This window comes from uncultured Nostoc sp., from assembly GCF_964247315.1.
Taxonomy (GTDB): Bacteria; Cyanobacteriota; Cyanobacteriia; order Cyanobacteriales; family Nostocaceae; genus Nostoc.
The window spans coordinates 1,500-17,460 of sequence record NZ_CAXTTT010000080.1; the positions used below are offsets into that span (position 1 = coordinate 1,500).

The window sequence follows — 15,961 nt, forward strand, 5'->3', positions numbered from 1 at the left end:
ACTGTAGCCTGCGGTTCACGTTCTCTACTGAGCTTTGTAGTTGCTCACCTGCATTTTGGCTGGCTGACTGTAGCCTGCGGTTAGCTGTTTGAGCCGATTCTTGGAACCTGTCTTCAGTTGCTTGGACGGCTCCCCGGATACCACCGACCTGTTCTTCCATCATTTGAGCAGTTTCTGGAGGCACAAAGGCAACATCGTCACCAATTGTCAGTGCTTTGGGAGCAGGAACGAAAGATCGCCCGGAGTAAGCATCGGCAAATATACCGCCAGAAACTTCGTATCCTTCCACTAATCCACTATGTTCATCAAAGAACAAATCCACCAGTCCACCAAGGTAAAGTCCCTCAGTGGTCAGAATTCTCGTTCCTCTTAATACGATATTCTGGTGCAGAATCTCTTTAATTGCAGGCACACGATGTGCCTTAACAACAGATTCTTTCGATCTAACTATGATCGCATCTGACCCGATCGCTTGCACCTCTTGTAGGGGAATCACTTTTGCATCCCGAAACAGTCCCTTCTCTTCAACTAGGAAACCCAAAAGTTGATTGCGTTTGTGATCAAAAATTAAATCTATAATTCGCTGAATTTTCTGACCCTTGTCAGAGGTGACGACTACTTTATCGATCACATCACTACCTTTACGCATTTCTCTATCCCTTGCAGTTATTATTGATTAGGTTGTCCAGTGACTTGTTCGTTGGTTGGCTGAATTTTTAGTTGAAAATATCGTCCCTCTCTGCCAAAACCAGGAACGGTGTCAATAACGCCAAAGTATTCCAGGAATACCCCAAAGATGGCAACAAGGATGATCAGAACGGTGAGATTTGCTCCAGTATTAGAGCGTTGTCCTACGAGTCTAGGCATTTTTTTCCTCTTATTTATATATTTTTTTTTATCGCCAAGCTTGTTAGAAAAATCAGACAAGGTTGTTTAGATAATTATTAATTGGACGTACATATCTATCTACCCACATATACCATCGCTCAGTTTGTTCTTCAAAAAGAAATAAATTCCACAAAAAATATAGGCATTTGATTATTTTAATTTTTCTAAGCAATGGTTTGAGTCATTTTAATTAGCGCTCGTGCTGATGATGGGGCGGCTTAATTTAACAGACCCCCCTATACATCTGTACAATGATCAACTAAAAAGCCGAGTTTTACTTGACTACAAGTCTTCAAACACACGTCATAGTGGCGAACAAAAAGTTTTTCATTCGCCACTATGATGTGGTTAGTTCAAAGTCTGTGATTCTTGTCTGCCTAAAATTTGTTTTTGAAGCAAACGAATTTCTCCTGCTAATTCTTGCCGAGTGGAACCTTTGAGCAAGTAGCGGAAAGTAAACCAAACTGTGTAACCCAGTCCAATGAACTGTAGAATTGGAGAAACTAATGGAATATCATTTATTGCGTTCAGTACTGCTAGAAATATTTTCAGTGCCGTAATCGTTATCACAAGGAAAGCAAAGCTGATAATCGGTAGTTTGTATTCTTGGTAGAACCTACCTATGTACTCAGGTAGTTGTGCCAAAAATGCAGAAATCTGTCTGCCAATTCTTTGCCATTGTTCTTCAGGTTCCGAGGCAGGCGGTAACATTGGCAAGTTTCCAGCCTCTGAACCTTTAAGTGCTTCTATCCGGTTTTGGGAGGCAGCATCAACATATTGCTGTTGCTGTAATTCAGTTTCCATAATTCTCTCCTAATTTTCTGCAATGAGAACGGTTTTAAAATTTAGGCTTTGTTGCTATCAACTTTGGCAATGGTTGCTTTAACAACTACATTTTTAACGCCTTTTATTTCCTTAGCTATGAACTTTTGACTCTAGAGAGTGAGTTAAACAGTTTCATGGCGGCAGTCAGCAATGATAACAGCAGGGTCTTCACTGTTGTTATCAAAACTCACTGTTTGACGAACTCCTCGGTTGTCTCCTGTCGAGGTATCATCAATAATGAAATCCTCAATTCCTCGCTGTTTGAGAATCGCTTTCGCACGCATACTCTCAGTAGCATTGCCTTTAATTCTTACTAAGTGATCAGATCAATTGAAGCGATCGCTTAATTTCTTAGGCCTTTAATAACATTAAGACATTTTAATTTTAATTTTTTATCAATCTCTTGGAGTAAGTTTTTTTTCTTTAGAGTGAGATCAGGGCTTCAACTCAAACAATAAGTGCTAAACAAATATCAGGATATTTGATTGAAATGTAAGGTTTTAAGAAATTTAACTAACTGAAAGTTCTGAATATATATGAATATAGGTACGTTTTAACCTGACATTTCCAGCTAGAACCTAGTCACAAAAATATTAATATATAGAGGTATCCTGGTTTATAAATACTGCCCTCTAGAGTTTCTAGTGCGACGGTTGTGAGCAAGGTTTAAACCCCCACTTTGTTAAATGGCTTATTTCCAGATGGGGTTAAAGCTCTGACTGAAAAATCCCTAAAACCGGACTTCCTTCTGGAAAATTTTAGTTATAATAGATTTCATCATAGTGAGAAAAGTCAAGATATTGAAATAAGACTTCTTTATAATGCAAGTAAAACTAAATGAGATTACTACTTTTTATTAAAGCTCAATATGATTTAACTCAATCTTCGGAAATAAGATTTATATAAATTTAATGTGCTAAATTATAAAAAAGAAACAGCACATTTTAAGGAATAAAATAATGCCCCTGCAAAAAATAAGTGAATTTGATACAGACTACAAGAATGCTATTCAAGGTAACGACATCAAAGGAATGGATGTGTATGTTCAAGGAACTGATGAGAAGATTGGCACGGTAAGTGATGCTGTAGTAGACGAACAAGGAGCGTTCCGCTATTTAATTGTTGACTTAGGCCTTTGGATTTTTGGCAAGAAAGTATTACTACCAGTAGGAAAATCGCGTATTGACTCTAGAGCAAACCGTGTATATGCCGTTGGTATCACAAAAGAGCAAGCAGAAAAGTTGCCCGAATATCAAGAGCACACAGCGCTTGATTACGACTATGAAGAACAGGTGCGTGGAGGATATCGTACACCGTCTGTAGGAAGTTCAGTAGCTTCGACAGATGGTCGTACTGATCCCACTTATGATCGCAACAACTACACATATGCAAACGACGCGGATTTGTATGATGTCAACGCTCATGAAGATCAAACCTTCAAACTCTACGAAGAAAGGCTGGTTGCCAACAAACAACGCCGGAAAACTGGAGAAGTGACAATTGGCAAGCATGTTGAAACAGAAACTGTAAGAGTTTCTGTTCCAGTGGAAAGAGAGCGAGTCGTGATTGAGCGAGTTACTCCTCAAGATGCAGGCAAAGTTGTGTCTGCTGAAACAGCTAACTTCGGTGAGGGCGAGGTAGCACGTATAGAACTCTATGAAGAAGTTGCTGATGTCCAGAAAGAAGCTTTTGTGCGCGAAGAAGTCAGAGTCCAAAAAGTTGTAGACAAAGAAATCGTTGAAGTTAAAGAAACCATTCGACGTGAAGAGTTAGATGTTGATGCTGAAGATCGTACTATTGAGGAAAAAACTGGTAATAAGTTGCCCAAAGACCGTATTTAAAAAGACTGCTTTTAGCCTTCATAGCTTGTCAGACAGCATAGAGATTCCAGGGTGAGTCTGGAATCTCTTTAAGGGTTTTTGGCATTTTTGTGATCGAGCAGAACTCTTGAGAGTACATAAACAAAAAAGTATTGGCCGCCTCAACCAATTTAACCAAATTTGTCTTATACCATTGACTCCTGAAAAGATGCCAAAAGCAGCCGAATTATGGGCATGGGTACGAAACTAGGGGAAGCCTACGGCAAGATAATGACAGCTTGGATGGTGATGTAATTCTAGCTGTTTAAGCAATTCTCCAATTGAAGAGTTTTGATCGGGTCATAGTTGTGACAACAAACTTGAAACACATATTACGCTTTGAGAGCGAAGGAATATGTGTAGCAAATTGGCAGCAAACTCTCAATAATTTAGCTTAATTGGTTGAGTTCAGGGCTTTTGAGATACGTAACCCGCTTTCCTCTAATTACTAATTTCCTTTAATAAACTCCCGAATCTCAACCGCCACAACCCCAGCACAAGATTCTGGTAAGTCATTTCCGGCATGAGCAATTATTTTCAACTCGACTTTCGGCATCAGTTGAGCATAAACACGGCTTCTAGCTAAAGCATCTGGTGTATCTTGCCCACCTTGTAAAATAAAAACTGGGACATCTATCATATAAAGCTGCTTTTGCAGTAATTCCGCCTCAATTTCTATTTGTCGCCGTTTGAAAAGTAACTGGCAACCTATGGGATACGGCAATAGCGATTGACGCAACTGCAAGTCTTGTGCAATTTTTTCATGCCAACCCAGGATTTTAGTCAAGGGAGTTAGCGATCGCAAAAATTTGACTCCTAGTGGTGGATAATTCAATAATCGCCGCATCTTCTGGCAATACTCTTCTTGTCCTGCTATCTCTACGCCCTCTGGTGCTAGCAGTACTACACCATCAACTTTCTCTGGATACTTTAAAGCATAGCTAGCAGCAATCCAACCCCCAAGAGAATGCCCCACTAAATATGCTTTTTCTAACTTCACAGCTTGCAAAAATTCAGCTAGACATTCAACTTGTAAATCTATCGAATGGTGGATATTAGGATTTTCTGATTCACCAAACCCTAACAAATCAGGTGCAAAACAATGAAAATCTTGTGCAAGGGATTCCATCACAGATAACCATTGACTGCTCTCATTCCAAGCACCATGTAAAAAAATTATAGGAGTTTTTTCACCGACTTCACGCCAGAATAGTAGCCCTTGAGAGAGCTTTCTCCGGGAGTTACGGAATAGTGTATCCATTTTATTTAGTAGTTAACTTTTAGCACCATAATAAATAGTCATTAGTCATTGGTCATTATTAACTAGTTCTGGACAAATTACAAACACACAAGTGTGAGCCAAGGCTTTTTGAGGTTATAACTTTGGCGGCAAATGACAAAGGACTAATGAGTAATGACTAATGAAAAAATACTGTTATGCCAATGTTGTCAAGCCATTTAAGTAGTCTTGCAACTGCCGAGTATGGTCGTGAGACATCTTTCCTGAAGGTAGTAAACTGGGAGAGAAAGCTTGGATTTCCATGACTTCTAAAGTGTCTTGAATTTCCATTGTCCCATGCACTTCGGCTTCAACCACAATACAAATTGAATGGATTCTAGGATCGCGGTCTGGTGCAGAGTAAACTCCTACCAAACGGTTAATTTTCACCAATTCTAACCCGGTTTCCTCTATCAATTCCCGGCGGACTGTTTTGGGAACATCTTCTCCCCAATCCACAATCCCTCCAGGCAATGACCAAAGACCATTGTCGCGCCGCCGGATCAGTACAATCCGACCATCGGGTAAAATTGGGATGATACTAGTGCCAGTAATGGGATGACGAAATATTATACCCAATACTGTTTGTCCAATACGCCATAAGCTACGTGTGGACTCTACAGCTGCCGGAAAAAAAGCAATAACGTTCAATCTTCAAAATTTATGTGTTGTATTCTATAGTTCTCTACCACTTACATAGACTCAACTAATAAAATTTTTATTGAGTTTTGTTTTATACAAAAATGTTTGTGGTTTGAGATTTTATTCTCACGATTTACGTAGAATACTATCGATTCTAACATCAAGTTTCAATAGAAGCACTGTATTTCTATATACAGAATATTTCTTTAACCTGGTAAATTTTAAGTTTATAGCTAGCATTAGTGCTGCTGAAACTAGCTATCACTCATAGTTTTTCAGTACACATTAAAAATAATATGAATAATAAGTAGGTCGGCAGAATAAAACCAAACTATGTTAACAAAAATGAATGAGGCTAAAACTCTCTTCTCTCCTGCCTCCTGTCTGATTACAACGACAAATATTTACGCCCACCTACTTAAGTCAAAATCAAAAATTCCGAATTCGGAATTTATCAGAGGCAATTAAATAGGGTTTAAGACCTCCACTTAATTGAAGACCACTCAATCAAATATTATGCTTTATGCTTAAATTCATCTATGTCTTCTGAGTTTTGATGACTGACCCCTGAATTATATTCTTGATAATATTGGTTTGTTTCCAGAACAACAACTAGTGAGCTAATTTACAATCTATTTAACAGATTGAAATCTAAGAAAAGATATTTTTTCTCTTACTTGCGGGGATAATTCAAAATTTATATTGACAAAATTAGATAAAATGCGGTAGACTAGTACACTGTTTAAAGCGTATTTATTGCTGCACTAGGTTACAGAGTATATCAATAATATTGGTAACTAATATTGCCTAAGTGATGCCTAGTTGCTACTTTTTTGTTGTTTATTAATAGAGGTGAACATGGCCAAGCGCCGTAACCCGAAAAAAGAAAAGGCGCTACGTAACCAGGCGTATGCCAGAAAGTTTCGTAAACGGACTACGACAGGAAGAATGCAGAGAAGGTTCCAACAAAGACCACCAAAGAGTGAGGAAGAAGAAGGCGCAGCAGCAGCTGACACTGAATAAGCTGCTTGCCTAAATCCTTATTGTTTGGGTTATTTACCTATTTACCTTTTGGGGCGCACATTTATTTGTACGCCCTTATTTATTTTTGGGCATTGGGCATAGAGAAAAGACAAGGGAGAGATTTATTCAATAATTTTCCTTGTCTCCCTTATCCGCCCACTCGCCAATCCTCTATTGAGCAATTTGGGTGCGGGCAGCTACGAGTGCTTTGTTTACCTGTACAAAGCCAGTACCTCCGTAACTGTTGCGGGCAGCAACAACTTGACGGGGGGATATCGCCTCATAAATATCTGCTGCAAATGCCGGATGTAGTTGTTGCCACTCTTCCAATTTCAAATCTTTTAGGAGTTTACCTGCGGCAATACTAGTTTTTACCACCTTACCCACAAGATTGTAAGCTTCCCGGAAAGGAACGCCCCGTGCTGCCAGATAATCTGCTACATCGGTAGCATTAGAAAAATCTTCTGCCACAGCTGATGCTAACCGTTGGGTACGAAATTCTAAGCCTTCCCTGAGCAAAATTGTCATCGCTTCTAGTGAGGCTTTGACTGTGTTAACGCTATCAAATAGACCTTCTTTATCTTCTTGTAAGTCTTTGTTATATGCCAGAGGTAGCCCCTTCATAATGACCAACATCGCCTGGAGATGACCGAATACACGTCCCGTTTTTCCCCGCACCAATTCTGGGACATCGGGGTTTTTCTTTTGGGGCATGATACTGGAACCCGTAGCACAGCTATCTTTGAGGGTGACAAAGCGAAATTCTTCAGATGACCAAAGAATGACTTCTTCTGCAAGGCGGCTGAGGTGAACCATAATCAAGCTAGCGGCACACAAGAATTCGATCGCAAAATCGCGATCGCTCACTCCATCGAGGCTATTAGCATAAATATCGTCAAAATTCAAGAGTTTGGCTGTGTAGTGGCGGTCAATAGGGAAAGTAGTTCCCGCTAAAGCACCACATCCCAAAGGTGAGATATTCACGCGGCGAGAAACATCTCCTAAGCGTTCCCAGTCACGTTGCACCATTTGAAAGTATGCCAAGAGGTGATGAGCTAAACTCAGAGGTTGGGCGCGTTGGAGGTGGGTATAACCAGGAATTAGAGTCTCAATGTGCTTTTCGGCTATATCCAGTAGAACACCTTGAAATTCTCGCAATTCGCTTTTGATTTGTTGGATTTGGTCGCGCAGGTAGAGTCTGGTATCGGTGCCAACTTGGTCATTACGCGATCGCGCCGTATGCACCTTTTTACCCACATCGCCGACAATTTCTGTCAGTCGCCGTTCAACTGCAAAATGCACATCTTCAGCATCGACACCAGGCTGAAATTTCCCCTGGTGGTACTCTTGGCGAATTTGTTCTAAACCTGCAACCAGTTGTTCTCCTTCTTCTGGGGAGATGATGCCCGTGTGAGCAAGCATTTTGGCATGAGCTTGAGAACCAGTGAGGTCGTATTCGATTAATTCAATATCAAAACTTATACTGGCATTAAAACGAGCGATCGCCGGATGCAACGCTGATTCAAACCGCTGGCTCCAAGTTTGTTTTTCAGTCATAAATTATCAAGGAATGGGCATCAATTTTGGATTTTGGATTGATGATTAATCCAAAATCCAAAATTGAAAATTACTTTAACCGTAGCTAGTTAGATTCCGAATCATATAGCCAATGACTAAACCAATCAACAATGCCCACACTTGACCTGTTTGTATAAAGTGGCTCCAAGCTTTTTGCATCTGACCCATAACGTTTGGATCGGTGATTGTTTGTGCTAGGGCTGTCCAATTTACAGGCAAATGCCAAAGTAACTGAGATGTCAAATCGCTGTAATAGCTCATCTTTGGTGATTAAGAAGTTAGGGGTGGCAAATTTCAGCATCAGTTTATTATTTACATTAATTACTGATATTTACTGAAATATTTGGATATAACTTCAATGTCTTAACTCAAGATGCAGCCGATGCCAACCGCAATTTCTCGGCAGTCCGCAAAATCTGCCCCGCCAAAACTGCTGCGCCAAAACCATTATCGATATTGACTACGCCTACTCCCGCAGCACAAGAGTTAAGCATTGTCAATAGTGGTGCTAAACCACCAAAACTTGCGCCATAACCGATGCTGGTGGGTACAGCAATCACCGGACAACTCGCTAAACCTGCAACAACGCTAGGTAAGGCGCCTTCCATCCCCGCTACCACAATCAACACTGATGCTGACTCAATCAGGTGGCGGTTACTCAGCAAACGATGAATCCCAGCAACGCCTACATCCCAGAGGCGTTGTACCCGGAAACCAGAAAGTTCAGCAGTGACAGCCGCTTCATCAGCAATCGGTAAATCGGCAGTACCAGCAGAAAGAATACCAATCTCACCCCTGAATTGTGGTTCGATGGTAGGAGGAGCGATCGCACAAATTCGCGCCGATTCGTAATATCGCAAACCGTTAACTTTTGATTGCAGTGCGGCATAAACTGCTGATTCAATGCGAGTTGCCATCACCACCGGGTTGCGGAGGCGCATCACCTCCATAATTTGGGCAATTTGATCGGGCGTTTTACCAGGCCCCCAAATCACCTCTGGGAAACCAGTTCTGAGTTGGCGATGGTGGTCAATTTTGGCAAATTCACCTACAGATTCATAAGCTAAGTCTTTGAGTGAGTCTAATGCCACATCTGGCGTAACTTTACCATTGGCAACCGCTTCGAGGAGTGATCGCAAACTTTTTTCATCGGTCATTGGTAATTAGCCCTTTGTCTTTTGTTCTTTGTTATTTATCAGTCGTCCAATGCCCAATGTCCAATACCCCATGCCTAATCGGTTACTTTCAATTCGTAAAGATTCCAAAATGGACCACCAAGAGCAGTATATTGAATTCCTTGGAAGCGATCACGCACTGCTTGCAGATTCAACCTCTCCACTAAATGAATAAACGGCAACTGTTCTGAGGCAATGCGCTGATATTCATAATAAACTTCCTTGCGCTTGTTTTCATCCAATACCTGTGCGCCTTTAATGTAAAGCCTGTCAATTTCCTTTTCCCAGTCGGAAACTTCCCAGCCAATTATGGGTGGATCTCCCGGTTGTGGCCCCAAATTAAATGCGTGGGATGCACCGGCAATTCTCCATATCTTGCTAGCGCCGTGGGGTTCAATACCGCCTTCAGTAAATCCTCCAAGGTAACAATCCCAATTATGCGTAACTTTGAGTTTTTCTAAATAGGAATTGAAGCTAAGAATTTGCAAATCTACTTGAATCCCAATATTAGCGAGATCCCGCCTGATTTGGGATGCCATATCTCCTCTAACTTTTCTTTCCGAATTCGTTAAGAGTGTAAATCTGACTCTGTTACCATCAGTATCTAAAAGCTGATTTTGGTCATTATATTTGAAACCAGCTTGTAACAATAATTTCTTCGATTTATCTGGTTCGTAATTATATACTTTTAGCCCTTTTTCTGGAGTCAGGAAATAGGGACTTTTGACATAAACAAATGAATTTTGCAGTTTACCCAGTCCCCGATAAACATTTGTTTTCATCGTTTCGCGGTCGAGGGCGTGGGCTATAGCCTGCCTGAATTCCTTTTTATTAAACCATATAGATTTAATTGGGTCTACAAAAGGTTTACCTTGAGAATTCTTTGCTTTAATCAGATTGAAAGCAATAAAACTTGTACTTGTACTTGGCCCACCGTTATAAATTTTAAACTTCGCCCGTTTTTCTTCTCGCTTCAGCAAACTGAAACCTTCAGGAGGAACTTCTAAATTATCCAACTGCCCAGAGCGAAAACTAATCAACTGGTTTTCAGTAGATTCAATAATTTGCCAAACAATACGCTCAATGTAAGGCTGAGAATTACCCTGAGCATCTTTGCGCCAGTAATATGGATTACGCCGAAATATAATTCGCTGACTGGAAACGTAACTTTCCATGATATATGGGCCGTTACCAACAATTTGTTTCGGATCAGTGCCTGTTCCCCACATTGAGAGAAACTTAGGATTTCCATCAGATCCAACTGTGCGAATTGCTTTCTGTAGAGCATGGGCTGGCATAATTGGGATACGACCTACATATCTTAAAAAAGGAGCAAAGGGTTCTAGTATACTGAATTCAACTCGGCGCTCATCGATTTTTTTGACCTTTGGCAAAGTGCCCTTATCACCAATTCTTAGGGCATCCTTGGTAGAGGTGGGAATTTTGGGGTTGAGGTAGATTTCGTTATAAGTAAAGACAACATCATCAGCAGTCATTGGCTGACCATCTGACCACTTAATTCCTTCTCGCAGAGTGATCACAATCCGTTGACCATTTTCAGAAACTTCCCAGTCCTCTGCTAAAGCAGGCTCTAGTTTTGTGGTTAGGGGATTCTCATTAATCAATGAGTCATAGATGAAGCTAAAAACGCTATATGCTGATTCATTTAAAGCATAGTTAAAAGTTGAAGGCTCACTCAAAACTGCGGTGACGAGTTGCGGTACTTGAGCAGCTGCGCTTTTAAAGTTCGCTGGGTTGCAGGCGGTAAGTGTAAGTGCTATTGCTGAAGTCAGAATTATTGGCAACCAAAAACGCCTAATTGCAAAAAAGATGGAGGGTGATTTCATAGAATTAAATTTACTGGAATTCTGTCTAATTATGGTCAATAAATTCACCCGCAGGTTTATAAGACAAAGATTCAAGTGTGTATAATCCTATATATGGAGTAACTTTACCATTGGCAACCGCTTCTAAGAGCGATGCCTACGGCGGTAAACTACGCAAAGTTTTGTCATTTGTCATTGGTCATTTGTCCTTTGTCCTTTGTCCTTTGTCAGTTGTTAGATACCATTAATGACTATTGACTAATGATTAATAACTAATCCGTTACTTTAATTTGTTCAATATTCCAGAATGCACCGCTAAGAGCAGAGAATTTAATGCCTTCAAAACGATTACGCACCGCTGATAATGAATAAGGATTAACCAAGTAAATAAAAGGTAAATTTTCCTGGGTAATCCGCTGTGTTTCAGCATAAATCGCTTTAACCTTAGCTTCGTCTAATTCTCGTGCCGCTTGAATGTAAAGATTCCCTATTACCGCTTCCCAAGGATCAACCTTCCAACCCTGAATCGGCTTTTGTCCTGCTTGGGGTTTCTGATTAAACATGTGCAATCCGCCTTCCGGTGCCCAGACATTAGCACCATCATTCGGTTCTAATCCGCCGGTCAGACCCATCAAAGAAGCTTCCCAATCCAAGGAGTTAGAAGTTTTGTCAGTAAAAGTATTCCATGCCAACGGGGTGAAATCAACTTGAATGCCAATTTTGCTCAAGTCTTGTTTAATCTGCGATCCCATTGCCTCACGGATTTTATTTCCAGCATTAGTAAGCAAAGAGAAACGGACGCGATTTCCTTGAGAATCTACTAACTGATTGTTGTTGTACTTAAATCCTGCTTTTAGAAGTAATTCTTTCGCTTTTTGCTGGTTGTAATCGTAAACTTTTAATCCTTCTTTAGGGGAAAGATAATAGGGGCTTTGCATAGAAATTGGTGAATCCTGTGGCACGCCCAAGCCGCGAAAAGTATTATTAATCATCGTTTGGCGGTCAATTGCATAGGCTACAGCCTGCCGAAATTGCACATTATTGAACCACTGAGATTTAACTGGATCGACCAGTGGTTTTCCGTCCCTTTTACCTTTGTTGAGATTGAACCAAACAAACGATGTACTAGATGTTGGCCCACCATTATAAATTGTGAAATTACCCTGCTTTTCTTGCACCTTTAGCAAAGAAAAGTATTCTGGCGACACTCCCACAGTATCTAACCCGCCAGAACGAAATTGCAGCAAGGAAGTATCTGTTGATTCCACAATTTGCCAAATTACTCGTTCAATATAAGGTTGGGAATTACCTTGAGCATCCTTGCGCCAGTAGTAGGGATTGCGCCGGAAGACCACACGCTGACTCGTGTCGTAGCGCTCTATTTTATAAGGGCCGTTGGCAATAATTTGGTCGGGAGGAGTATCAACACCCCATTTTGTCAGAAAAATCGGACTCCCATTTTGGTCTTTCGTTTTTACCGATTTTCGCAACACATGAGCGGGCAAAATGGGATAACTTGTACTTAGCAAGAAAGGTCTAAAGGGTTCTGGTACGATAAACTCAACCCGGCGCTCATCCACTTTTTGCACAGTGGGTAGCTTCCGACTCTTACCAATTCTCAAACCGTCTCTTACATCTGTAGGAATCGCTTCGTTAAGGTAAATATCGTTGTAGGTAAACACCACATCATCTACTGTTAGTGGCTGACCATCAGACCATTTCAACCCTTGGCGTAGGGTAAAAACAATCTTTAATTTATCATCAGAAATTTGCCAGGATTCCGCTAATGCTGGCTCGATTTTTGCAGTGATTGGATTTTGGGTGATTAACCCCTCGTAAATCAAAGGAAAAACATTGGGAGACTCTTGACTCAGAGGATAGTTAAAAGTTTTAGGATCGCTGAGAATGCTACTTACCAATTGCGGTACTTGAGCAGCGGGACTTTTGAAGTTAGCTGGGTTGCAGGCGGTAACTGTAAGTACTATTGCTGAAGTAAAAATTATTGGCAGCCAAAAACGTTTAATTGCCAAAAATATTTGTCTAAAAAAGTTCATAATTACTAATCTATTTCCATCCTAATCAGTCTTGAATATCTTTATTAGAAGCTAAAGAAAGTTATTCTGAAGCACCTAGCAAGACAACAGCATAAGCACATATACCTTCTTCACGTCCAACAGGGCCTAATTTTTCGTTAGTAGTAGCTTTGATGCCAATTTGATTTGGTTGTAATTCTAAAACCGCCGCTAGTTTGTCGCGCATCTTGTGAATATGCGGCTTTAATTTTGGACGTTCTGCTACTATTACCGAGTCAATGTTTCCGATCTGCCAGCCTCGATCCCGAATCAGTTGATGTACTTGAGTTAATAGTACTAAACTATCTGCTCCTGCCCATTGGGGATCGCTAGGCGGAAAATAATGACCAATATCCCCCAAAGACAATGCCCCAAGCATGGCATCCACGATCGCGTGCGTTAACACATCAGCGTCACTGTGCCCCAATAAACCCAGTTCATGGGGAATTTCAATTCCACCTAAAATCAAAGCGCGATCGCTCACTAGTTGATGAATATCGTAGCCATTACCAATACGAATTTTAGTCATTTGTCATTTGTCATGAGTTAGAAATTATTATTCTCTCCCTGCTCCCCCTGCTCCCCCTGCTTCAATTTCTCCATAAGATCGGGGCGGCGATCGCGAGTTTTTTGAACTTGTTGTTCGTAACGCCACCGGGCGATCGCTGCATGATTCCCACTGAGCAAGACATCAGGCACTTTCAAGCCGCGAAAATTGGCAGGACGAGTATATTGAGGATAGTCCAATAACCCTTCCTCAAAACTTTCTGCTGTCAGGGATTCAGTTTTGGCTACGGTTCCTGGTATTAGCCGCACTACGCCATTAATCAAAGCCATTGCTGGAATTTCCCCACCAGTCAGAATAAAATCGCCCAAAGATACTTCACGAGTTACCAAATGTAGCACCCTCTCATCCACTCCTTCATAATGCCCACAAATAACTACTAACTGGTCATAATTTGTCACCAATTCTTTCAAAAGAGGTTGATTAATTGCTTGACCCTGTGGACTCATCAAAATTACTTCTCTTCGGGGTAGAATCGGCAGCGACTCCACAGCGGTAAAAATAGGTTCTGGCTTCATTAGCATCCCAACACCGCCACCGTAGGGTTCATCATCTACTTTTCGGTGCTTGTCAGTTGTAAAGTCCCGTGGATTAATCAGATGCACTTCGGCAATCTGTTTGGCTAAGGCTTTACCTAGCAGCCCAGAATTGAGAACAGAGTTAAAACAGTCAGGAAAAAGCGTAACTATATCAAAGCGCACAGTTATTCGTATTCGAGGATACTAATCTTAAATTTGAATGTCTAGCAAACACCAGCAAGCCAAGGTCGGGTTAAACTCCAGTTAAACTTTTATCAATAGTATCTAAAACTACCAGACCTCCTGGATTTTAGATGAGATCAAAAGTTTTTCTAATTACTTAATTTATGTTTAAATGTTGTCACAACTACATTTAAATTAATAATCATATCAAGTTAACAACTTCCAGGATGCATCGAGCCAGCCTCAGAAAAAAGCGTAGTCTTAACTGCTCGTCCCCAACTCTAAAGGGGAAATCTAGCTACTTAAAGACTATTTTGCCCTGCTGCAAGTGGACAGGTGAAAAACAAGGCGCTGGCTTTGAGGAATGGGAACAAACACGTTTAGACTGAGGTTTCGTGTGCGTTAAGCGAGAATTTGGAGAGTGGCTTTCCCCAGTTCCAAACTTCCAAAAAGTGTCCTCTCAAAAGTTGCAAAGCGCAAAAATTATCAGGCAACTGAACCTTGTTAAATTCACCTGAAGTTGTTGACAGGAGAACCAAAATGCCGCAATTACAAGCTAAATCGCTAGAAATGAGGACACCCCAAGCAACTAAAACCGCCGTTCTGGTTATCGGAGGTGCAGAAGATAAAGTTCATGGGCGCGAAATCCTACGAACTTTTTTTGGACGCGCCGGTGCTAGTAAGGCTTATATTACAATTATTCCATCTGCCTCTCGCGAACCTGCCATTATCGGTGGTCGGTATATTCGCATTTTTGAAGAAATGGGTGCCCAGAAGGTAGAGGTTTTAGACATCCGCGAACGAGAACAGTGTGAAGCCTCCCAGATCAAAGCATCCTTAGAAGCCTGTAGTGGGGTATTTTTGACAGGAGGAGACCAGCTGCGTCTTTGTGGCGTATTGGCAGATACGCCAGCAATGGAAATTATTCGCCAGCGGGTGAGGGCGGGGCAACTTACGTTAGCAGGCACCAGTGCAGGAGCGGCGGTGATGGGGCATCACATGATTGCTGGCGGCGGTAGTGGAGAGGCGCCCAATCGTTCCCTAGTGGATATGGCAACGGGTTTGGGATTTATTCCGGAAGTAATCGTTGACCAACACTTTCACAACCGTAATCGCATGGGGCGACTAATTAGTGCGATCGCAGCTCATCCCGATCGCTTAGGTATTGGCATTGACGAAGATACTTGTGCAGTGTTTGAACGCGATGGTTGGCTACAAGTTATGGGTAAAGGTAGTGTCACCATTGTCGATCCCACCGAGCTAACCCATACCAACGAACCCCATGTCGGTGCTAATGAACCATTAACCGTGCATAATTTACGTCTCCATATCCTCAGCTACGGCGATCGCTTCCACTTGTACCAGCGGACTGTATTACCTGCTGTACACCGAATCTCCAGCTGACGGGATAGAGTATCTGAGGTTACACTGAGTTGACCGCACATTTATTATTTCTTACCGTAGAAAAATGATAAGAATACCATGTAAAAAGAAAAAACTGTTTTTAACGAACAGTTTAGCGGTCAAT

17 protein-coding genes are annotated in these 15,961 nt (G+C 41.4%); 4 read left to right on the plus strand and 13 right to left on the minus strand.

What is annotated here, in order from left to right:
* The 4 genes from ACFE93_RS22260 to ACFE93_RS22275 form a co-directional block, all read right to left on the minus strand.
* Positions 1 to 649: PRC-barrel domain-containing protein (locus ACFE93_RS22260; protein ID WP_375476309.1), on the minus strand; the 649-nt coding region annotated here is incomplete at its 3' end.
* Positions 650 to 669: 20 nt separating this feature from the next.
* On the minus strand, positions 670 to 867 hold the full coding sequence (locus ACFE93_RS22265) for a hypothetical protein (RefSeq protein WP_375476311.1): 198 nt from the start codon (positions 865 to 867) through the stop codon (positions 670 to 672).
* A gap of 369 nt (positions 868 to 1,236) precedes the next feature.
* Entirely contained in the window at positions 1,237 to 1,692 is a 456-nt protein-coding gene (locus tag ACFE93_RS22270; protein ID WP_375476313.1) for a CAAD domain-containing protein, read from the minus strand.
* Positions 1,693 to 1,835: 143 nt separating this feature from the next.
* Entirely contained in the window at positions 1,836 to 1,997 is a 162-nt protein-coding gene (locus ACFE93_RS22275) for a hypothetical protein (protein ID WP_375476315.1), read from the minus strand.
* A gap of 675 nt (positions 1,998 to 2,672) precedes the next feature.
* Here ACFE93_RS22275 and ACFE93_RS22280 point away from each other — a divergent pair.
* Positions 2,673 to 3,554, plus strand: coding sequence for a DUF2382 domain-containing protein (locus ACFE93_RS22280; protein ID WP_375476317.1), 882 nt, complete (start codon positions 2,673 to 2,675; stop codon positions 3,552 to 3,554).
* A gap of 466 nt (positions 3,555 to 4,020) precedes the next feature.
* Here ACFE93_RS22280 and ACFE93_RS22285 read toward each other — a convergent pair whose 3' ends face one another.
* The gene (locus ACFE93_RS22285) at positions 4,021 to 4,833 is read right to left on the minus strand and encodes an alpha/beta fold hydrolase (protein WP_375476319.1); all 813 of its coding nucleotides are present in this window, start codon (positions 4,831 to 4,833) and stop codon (positions 4,021 to 4,023) included.
* Positions 4,834 to 5,007: 174 nt separating this feature from the next.
* Complete coding sequence (locus tag ACFE93_RS22290) at positions 5,008 to 5,502, minus strand: NUDIX domain-containing protein (protein ID WP_375476321.1); 495 nt, start codon at positions 5,500 to 5,502, stop codon at positions 5,008 to 5,010.
* A gap of 849 nt (positions 5,503 to 6,351) precedes the next feature.
* Here ACFE93_RS22290 and ACFE93_RS22295 point away from each other — a divergent pair.
* Positions 6,352 to 6,516 (plus strand): hypothetical protein, encoded by a 165-nt coding sequence (locus ACFE93_RS22295; protein WP_167407613.1) that lies wholly within the window; start codon positions 6,352 to 6,354, stop codon positions 6,514 to 6,516.
* Positions 6,517 to 6,687: 171 nt separating this feature from the next.
* Here ACFE93_RS22295 and argH read toward each other — a convergent pair whose 3' ends face one another.
* The 4 genes from argH to ACFE93_RS22315 all read right to left on the minus strand — a co-directional run bounded on the left by argH (position 6,688) and on the right by ACFE93_RS22315 (position 11,116).
* On the minus strand, positions 6,688 to 8,073 hold the full coding sequence (gene argH / locus ACFE93_RS22300; protein ID WP_375476323.1) for an argininosuccinate lyase: 1,386 nt from the start codon (positions 8,071 to 8,073) through the stop codon (positions 6,688 to 6,690).
* A gap of 75 nt (positions 8,074 to 8,148) precedes the next feature.
* Positions 8,149 to 8,355, minus strand: a complete 207-nt coding sequence (locus ACFE93_RS22305; protein WP_375476325.1) for a hypothetical protein — start codon at positions 8,353 to 8,355, stop codon at positions 8,149 to 8,151.
* 107 nt (positions 8,356 to 8,462) lie between these two features.
* Positions 8,463 to 9,251: a nickel pincer cofactor biosynthesis protein LarB gene (larB, locus tag ACFE93_RS22310; protein ID WP_375476327.1), complete on the minus strand. Its 789-nt coding sequence runs from the start codon at positions 9,249 to 9,251 to the stop codon at positions 8,463 to 8,465.
* 74 nt (positions 9,252 to 9,325) lie between these two features.
* A complete protein-coding gene (locus ACFE93_RS22315) occupies positions 9,326 to 11,116 on the minus strand; it encodes an ABC transporter substrate-binding protein (protein WP_375476329.1) in 1,791 nt (596 codons plus the stop codon).
* A 77-nt stretch (positions 11,117 to 11,193) separates the two neighbouring features.
* On the opposite strand from ACFE93_RS22315, the gene ACFE93_RS22320 reads away from it, so the two are divergent.
* On the plus strand, positions 11,194 to 11,343 hold the full coding sequence (locus ACFE93_RS22320) for a hypothetical protein (protein ID WP_375476331.1): 150 nt from the start codon (positions 11,194 to 11,196) through the stop codon (positions 11,341 to 11,343).
* A gap of 24 nt (positions 11,344 to 11,367) precedes the next feature.
* On the opposite strand, the gene ACFE93_RS22325 is transcribed toward ACFE93_RS22320, so the two are convergent.
* The 3 genes from ACFE93_RS22325 to trmD form a co-directional block, all read right to left on the minus strand.
* Entirely contained in the window at positions 11,368 to 13,149 is a 1,782-nt protein-coding gene (locus ACFE93_RS22325) for an ABC transporter substrate-binding protein (protein ID WP_375476333.1), read from the minus strand.
* 61 nt (positions 13,150 to 13,210) lie between these two features.
* Positions 13,211 to 13,696, minus strand: coding sequence for a 2-C-methyl-D-erythritol 2,4-cyclodiphosphate synthase (gene ispF / locus ACFE93_RS22330; protein ID WP_375476335.1), 486 nt, complete (start codon positions 13,694 to 13,696; stop codon positions 13,211 to 13,213).
* A 17-nt stretch (positions 13,697 to 13,713) separates the two neighbouring features.
* Positions 13,714 to 14,433: a tRNA (guanosine(37)-N1)-methyltransferase TrmD gene (gene trmD, locus ACFE93_RS22335; protein ID WP_375476337.1), complete on the minus strand. Its 720-nt coding sequence runs from the start codon at positions 14,431 to 14,433 to the stop codon at positions 13,714 to 13,716.
* Between the two features lie 540 nt (positions 14,434 to 14,973).
* On the opposite strand from trmD, the gene ACFE93_RS22340 reads away from it, so the two are divergent.
* Positions 14,974 to 15,837: a cyanophycinase gene (locus ACFE93_RS22340; RefSeq protein ID WP_375476339.1), complete on the plus strand. Its 864-nt coding sequence runs from the start codon at positions 14,974 to 14,976 to the stop codon at positions 15,835 to 15,837.
* Positions 15,838 to 15,961 lie beyond the last annotated feature (124 nt).

Coding starts and splice junctions, on each gene's coding strand:
- ACFE93_RS22265 (WP_375476311.1), bottom strand. CDS start 867: ATGCCTAGACTCGTAGGACAACGCTCTAATACTGGAGCAAATCTCACC.
- ACFE93_RS22270 (WP_375476313.1), bottom strand. CDS start 1,692: ATGGAAACTGAATTACAGCAACAGCAATATGTTGATGCTGCCTCCCAA.
- ACFE93_RS22275 (WP_375476315.1), bottom strand. CDS start 1,997: ATGCGTGCGAAAGCGATTCTCAAACAGCGAGGAATTGAGGATTTCATT.
- ACFE93_RS22280 (WP_375476317.1), top strand. CDS start 2,673: ATGCCCCTGCAAAAAATAAGTGAATTTGATACAGACTACAAGAATGCT.
- ACFE93_RS22285 (WP_375476319.1), bottom strand. CDS start 4,833: ATGGATACACTATTCCGTAACTCCCGGAGAAAGCTCTCTCAAGGGCTA.
- ACFE93_RS22295 (WP_167407613.1), top strand. CDS start 6,352: ATGGCCAAGCGCCGTAACCCGAAAAAAGAAAAGGCGCTACGTAACCAG.
- argH (WP_375476323.1), bottom strand. CDS start 8,073: ATGACTGAAAAACAAACTTGGAGCCAGCGGTTTGAATCAGCGTTGCAT.
- ACFE93_RS22305 (WP_375476325.1), bottom strand. CDS start 8,355: ATGAGCTATTACAGCGATTTGACATCTCAGTTACTTTGGCATTTGCCT.
- larB (WP_375476327.1), bottom strand. CDS start 9,251: ATGACCGATGAAAAAAGTTTGCGATCACTCCTCGAAGCGGTTGCCAAT.
- ACFE93_RS22315 (WP_375476329.1), bottom strand. CDS start 11,116: ATGAAATCACCCTCCATCTTTTTTGCAATTAGGCGTTTTTGGTTGCCA.
- ACFE93_RS22325 (WP_375476333.1), bottom strand. CDS start 13,149: ATGAACTTTTTTAGACAAATATTTTTGGCAATTAAACGTTTTTGGCTG.
- ispF (WP_375476335.1), bottom strand. CDS start 13,696: ATGACTAAAATTCGTATTGGTAATGGCTACGATATTCATCAACTAGTG.
- ACFE93_RS22340 (WP_375476339.1), top strand. CDS start 14,974: ATGCCGCAATTACAAGCTAAATCGCTAGAAATGAGGACACCCCAAGCA.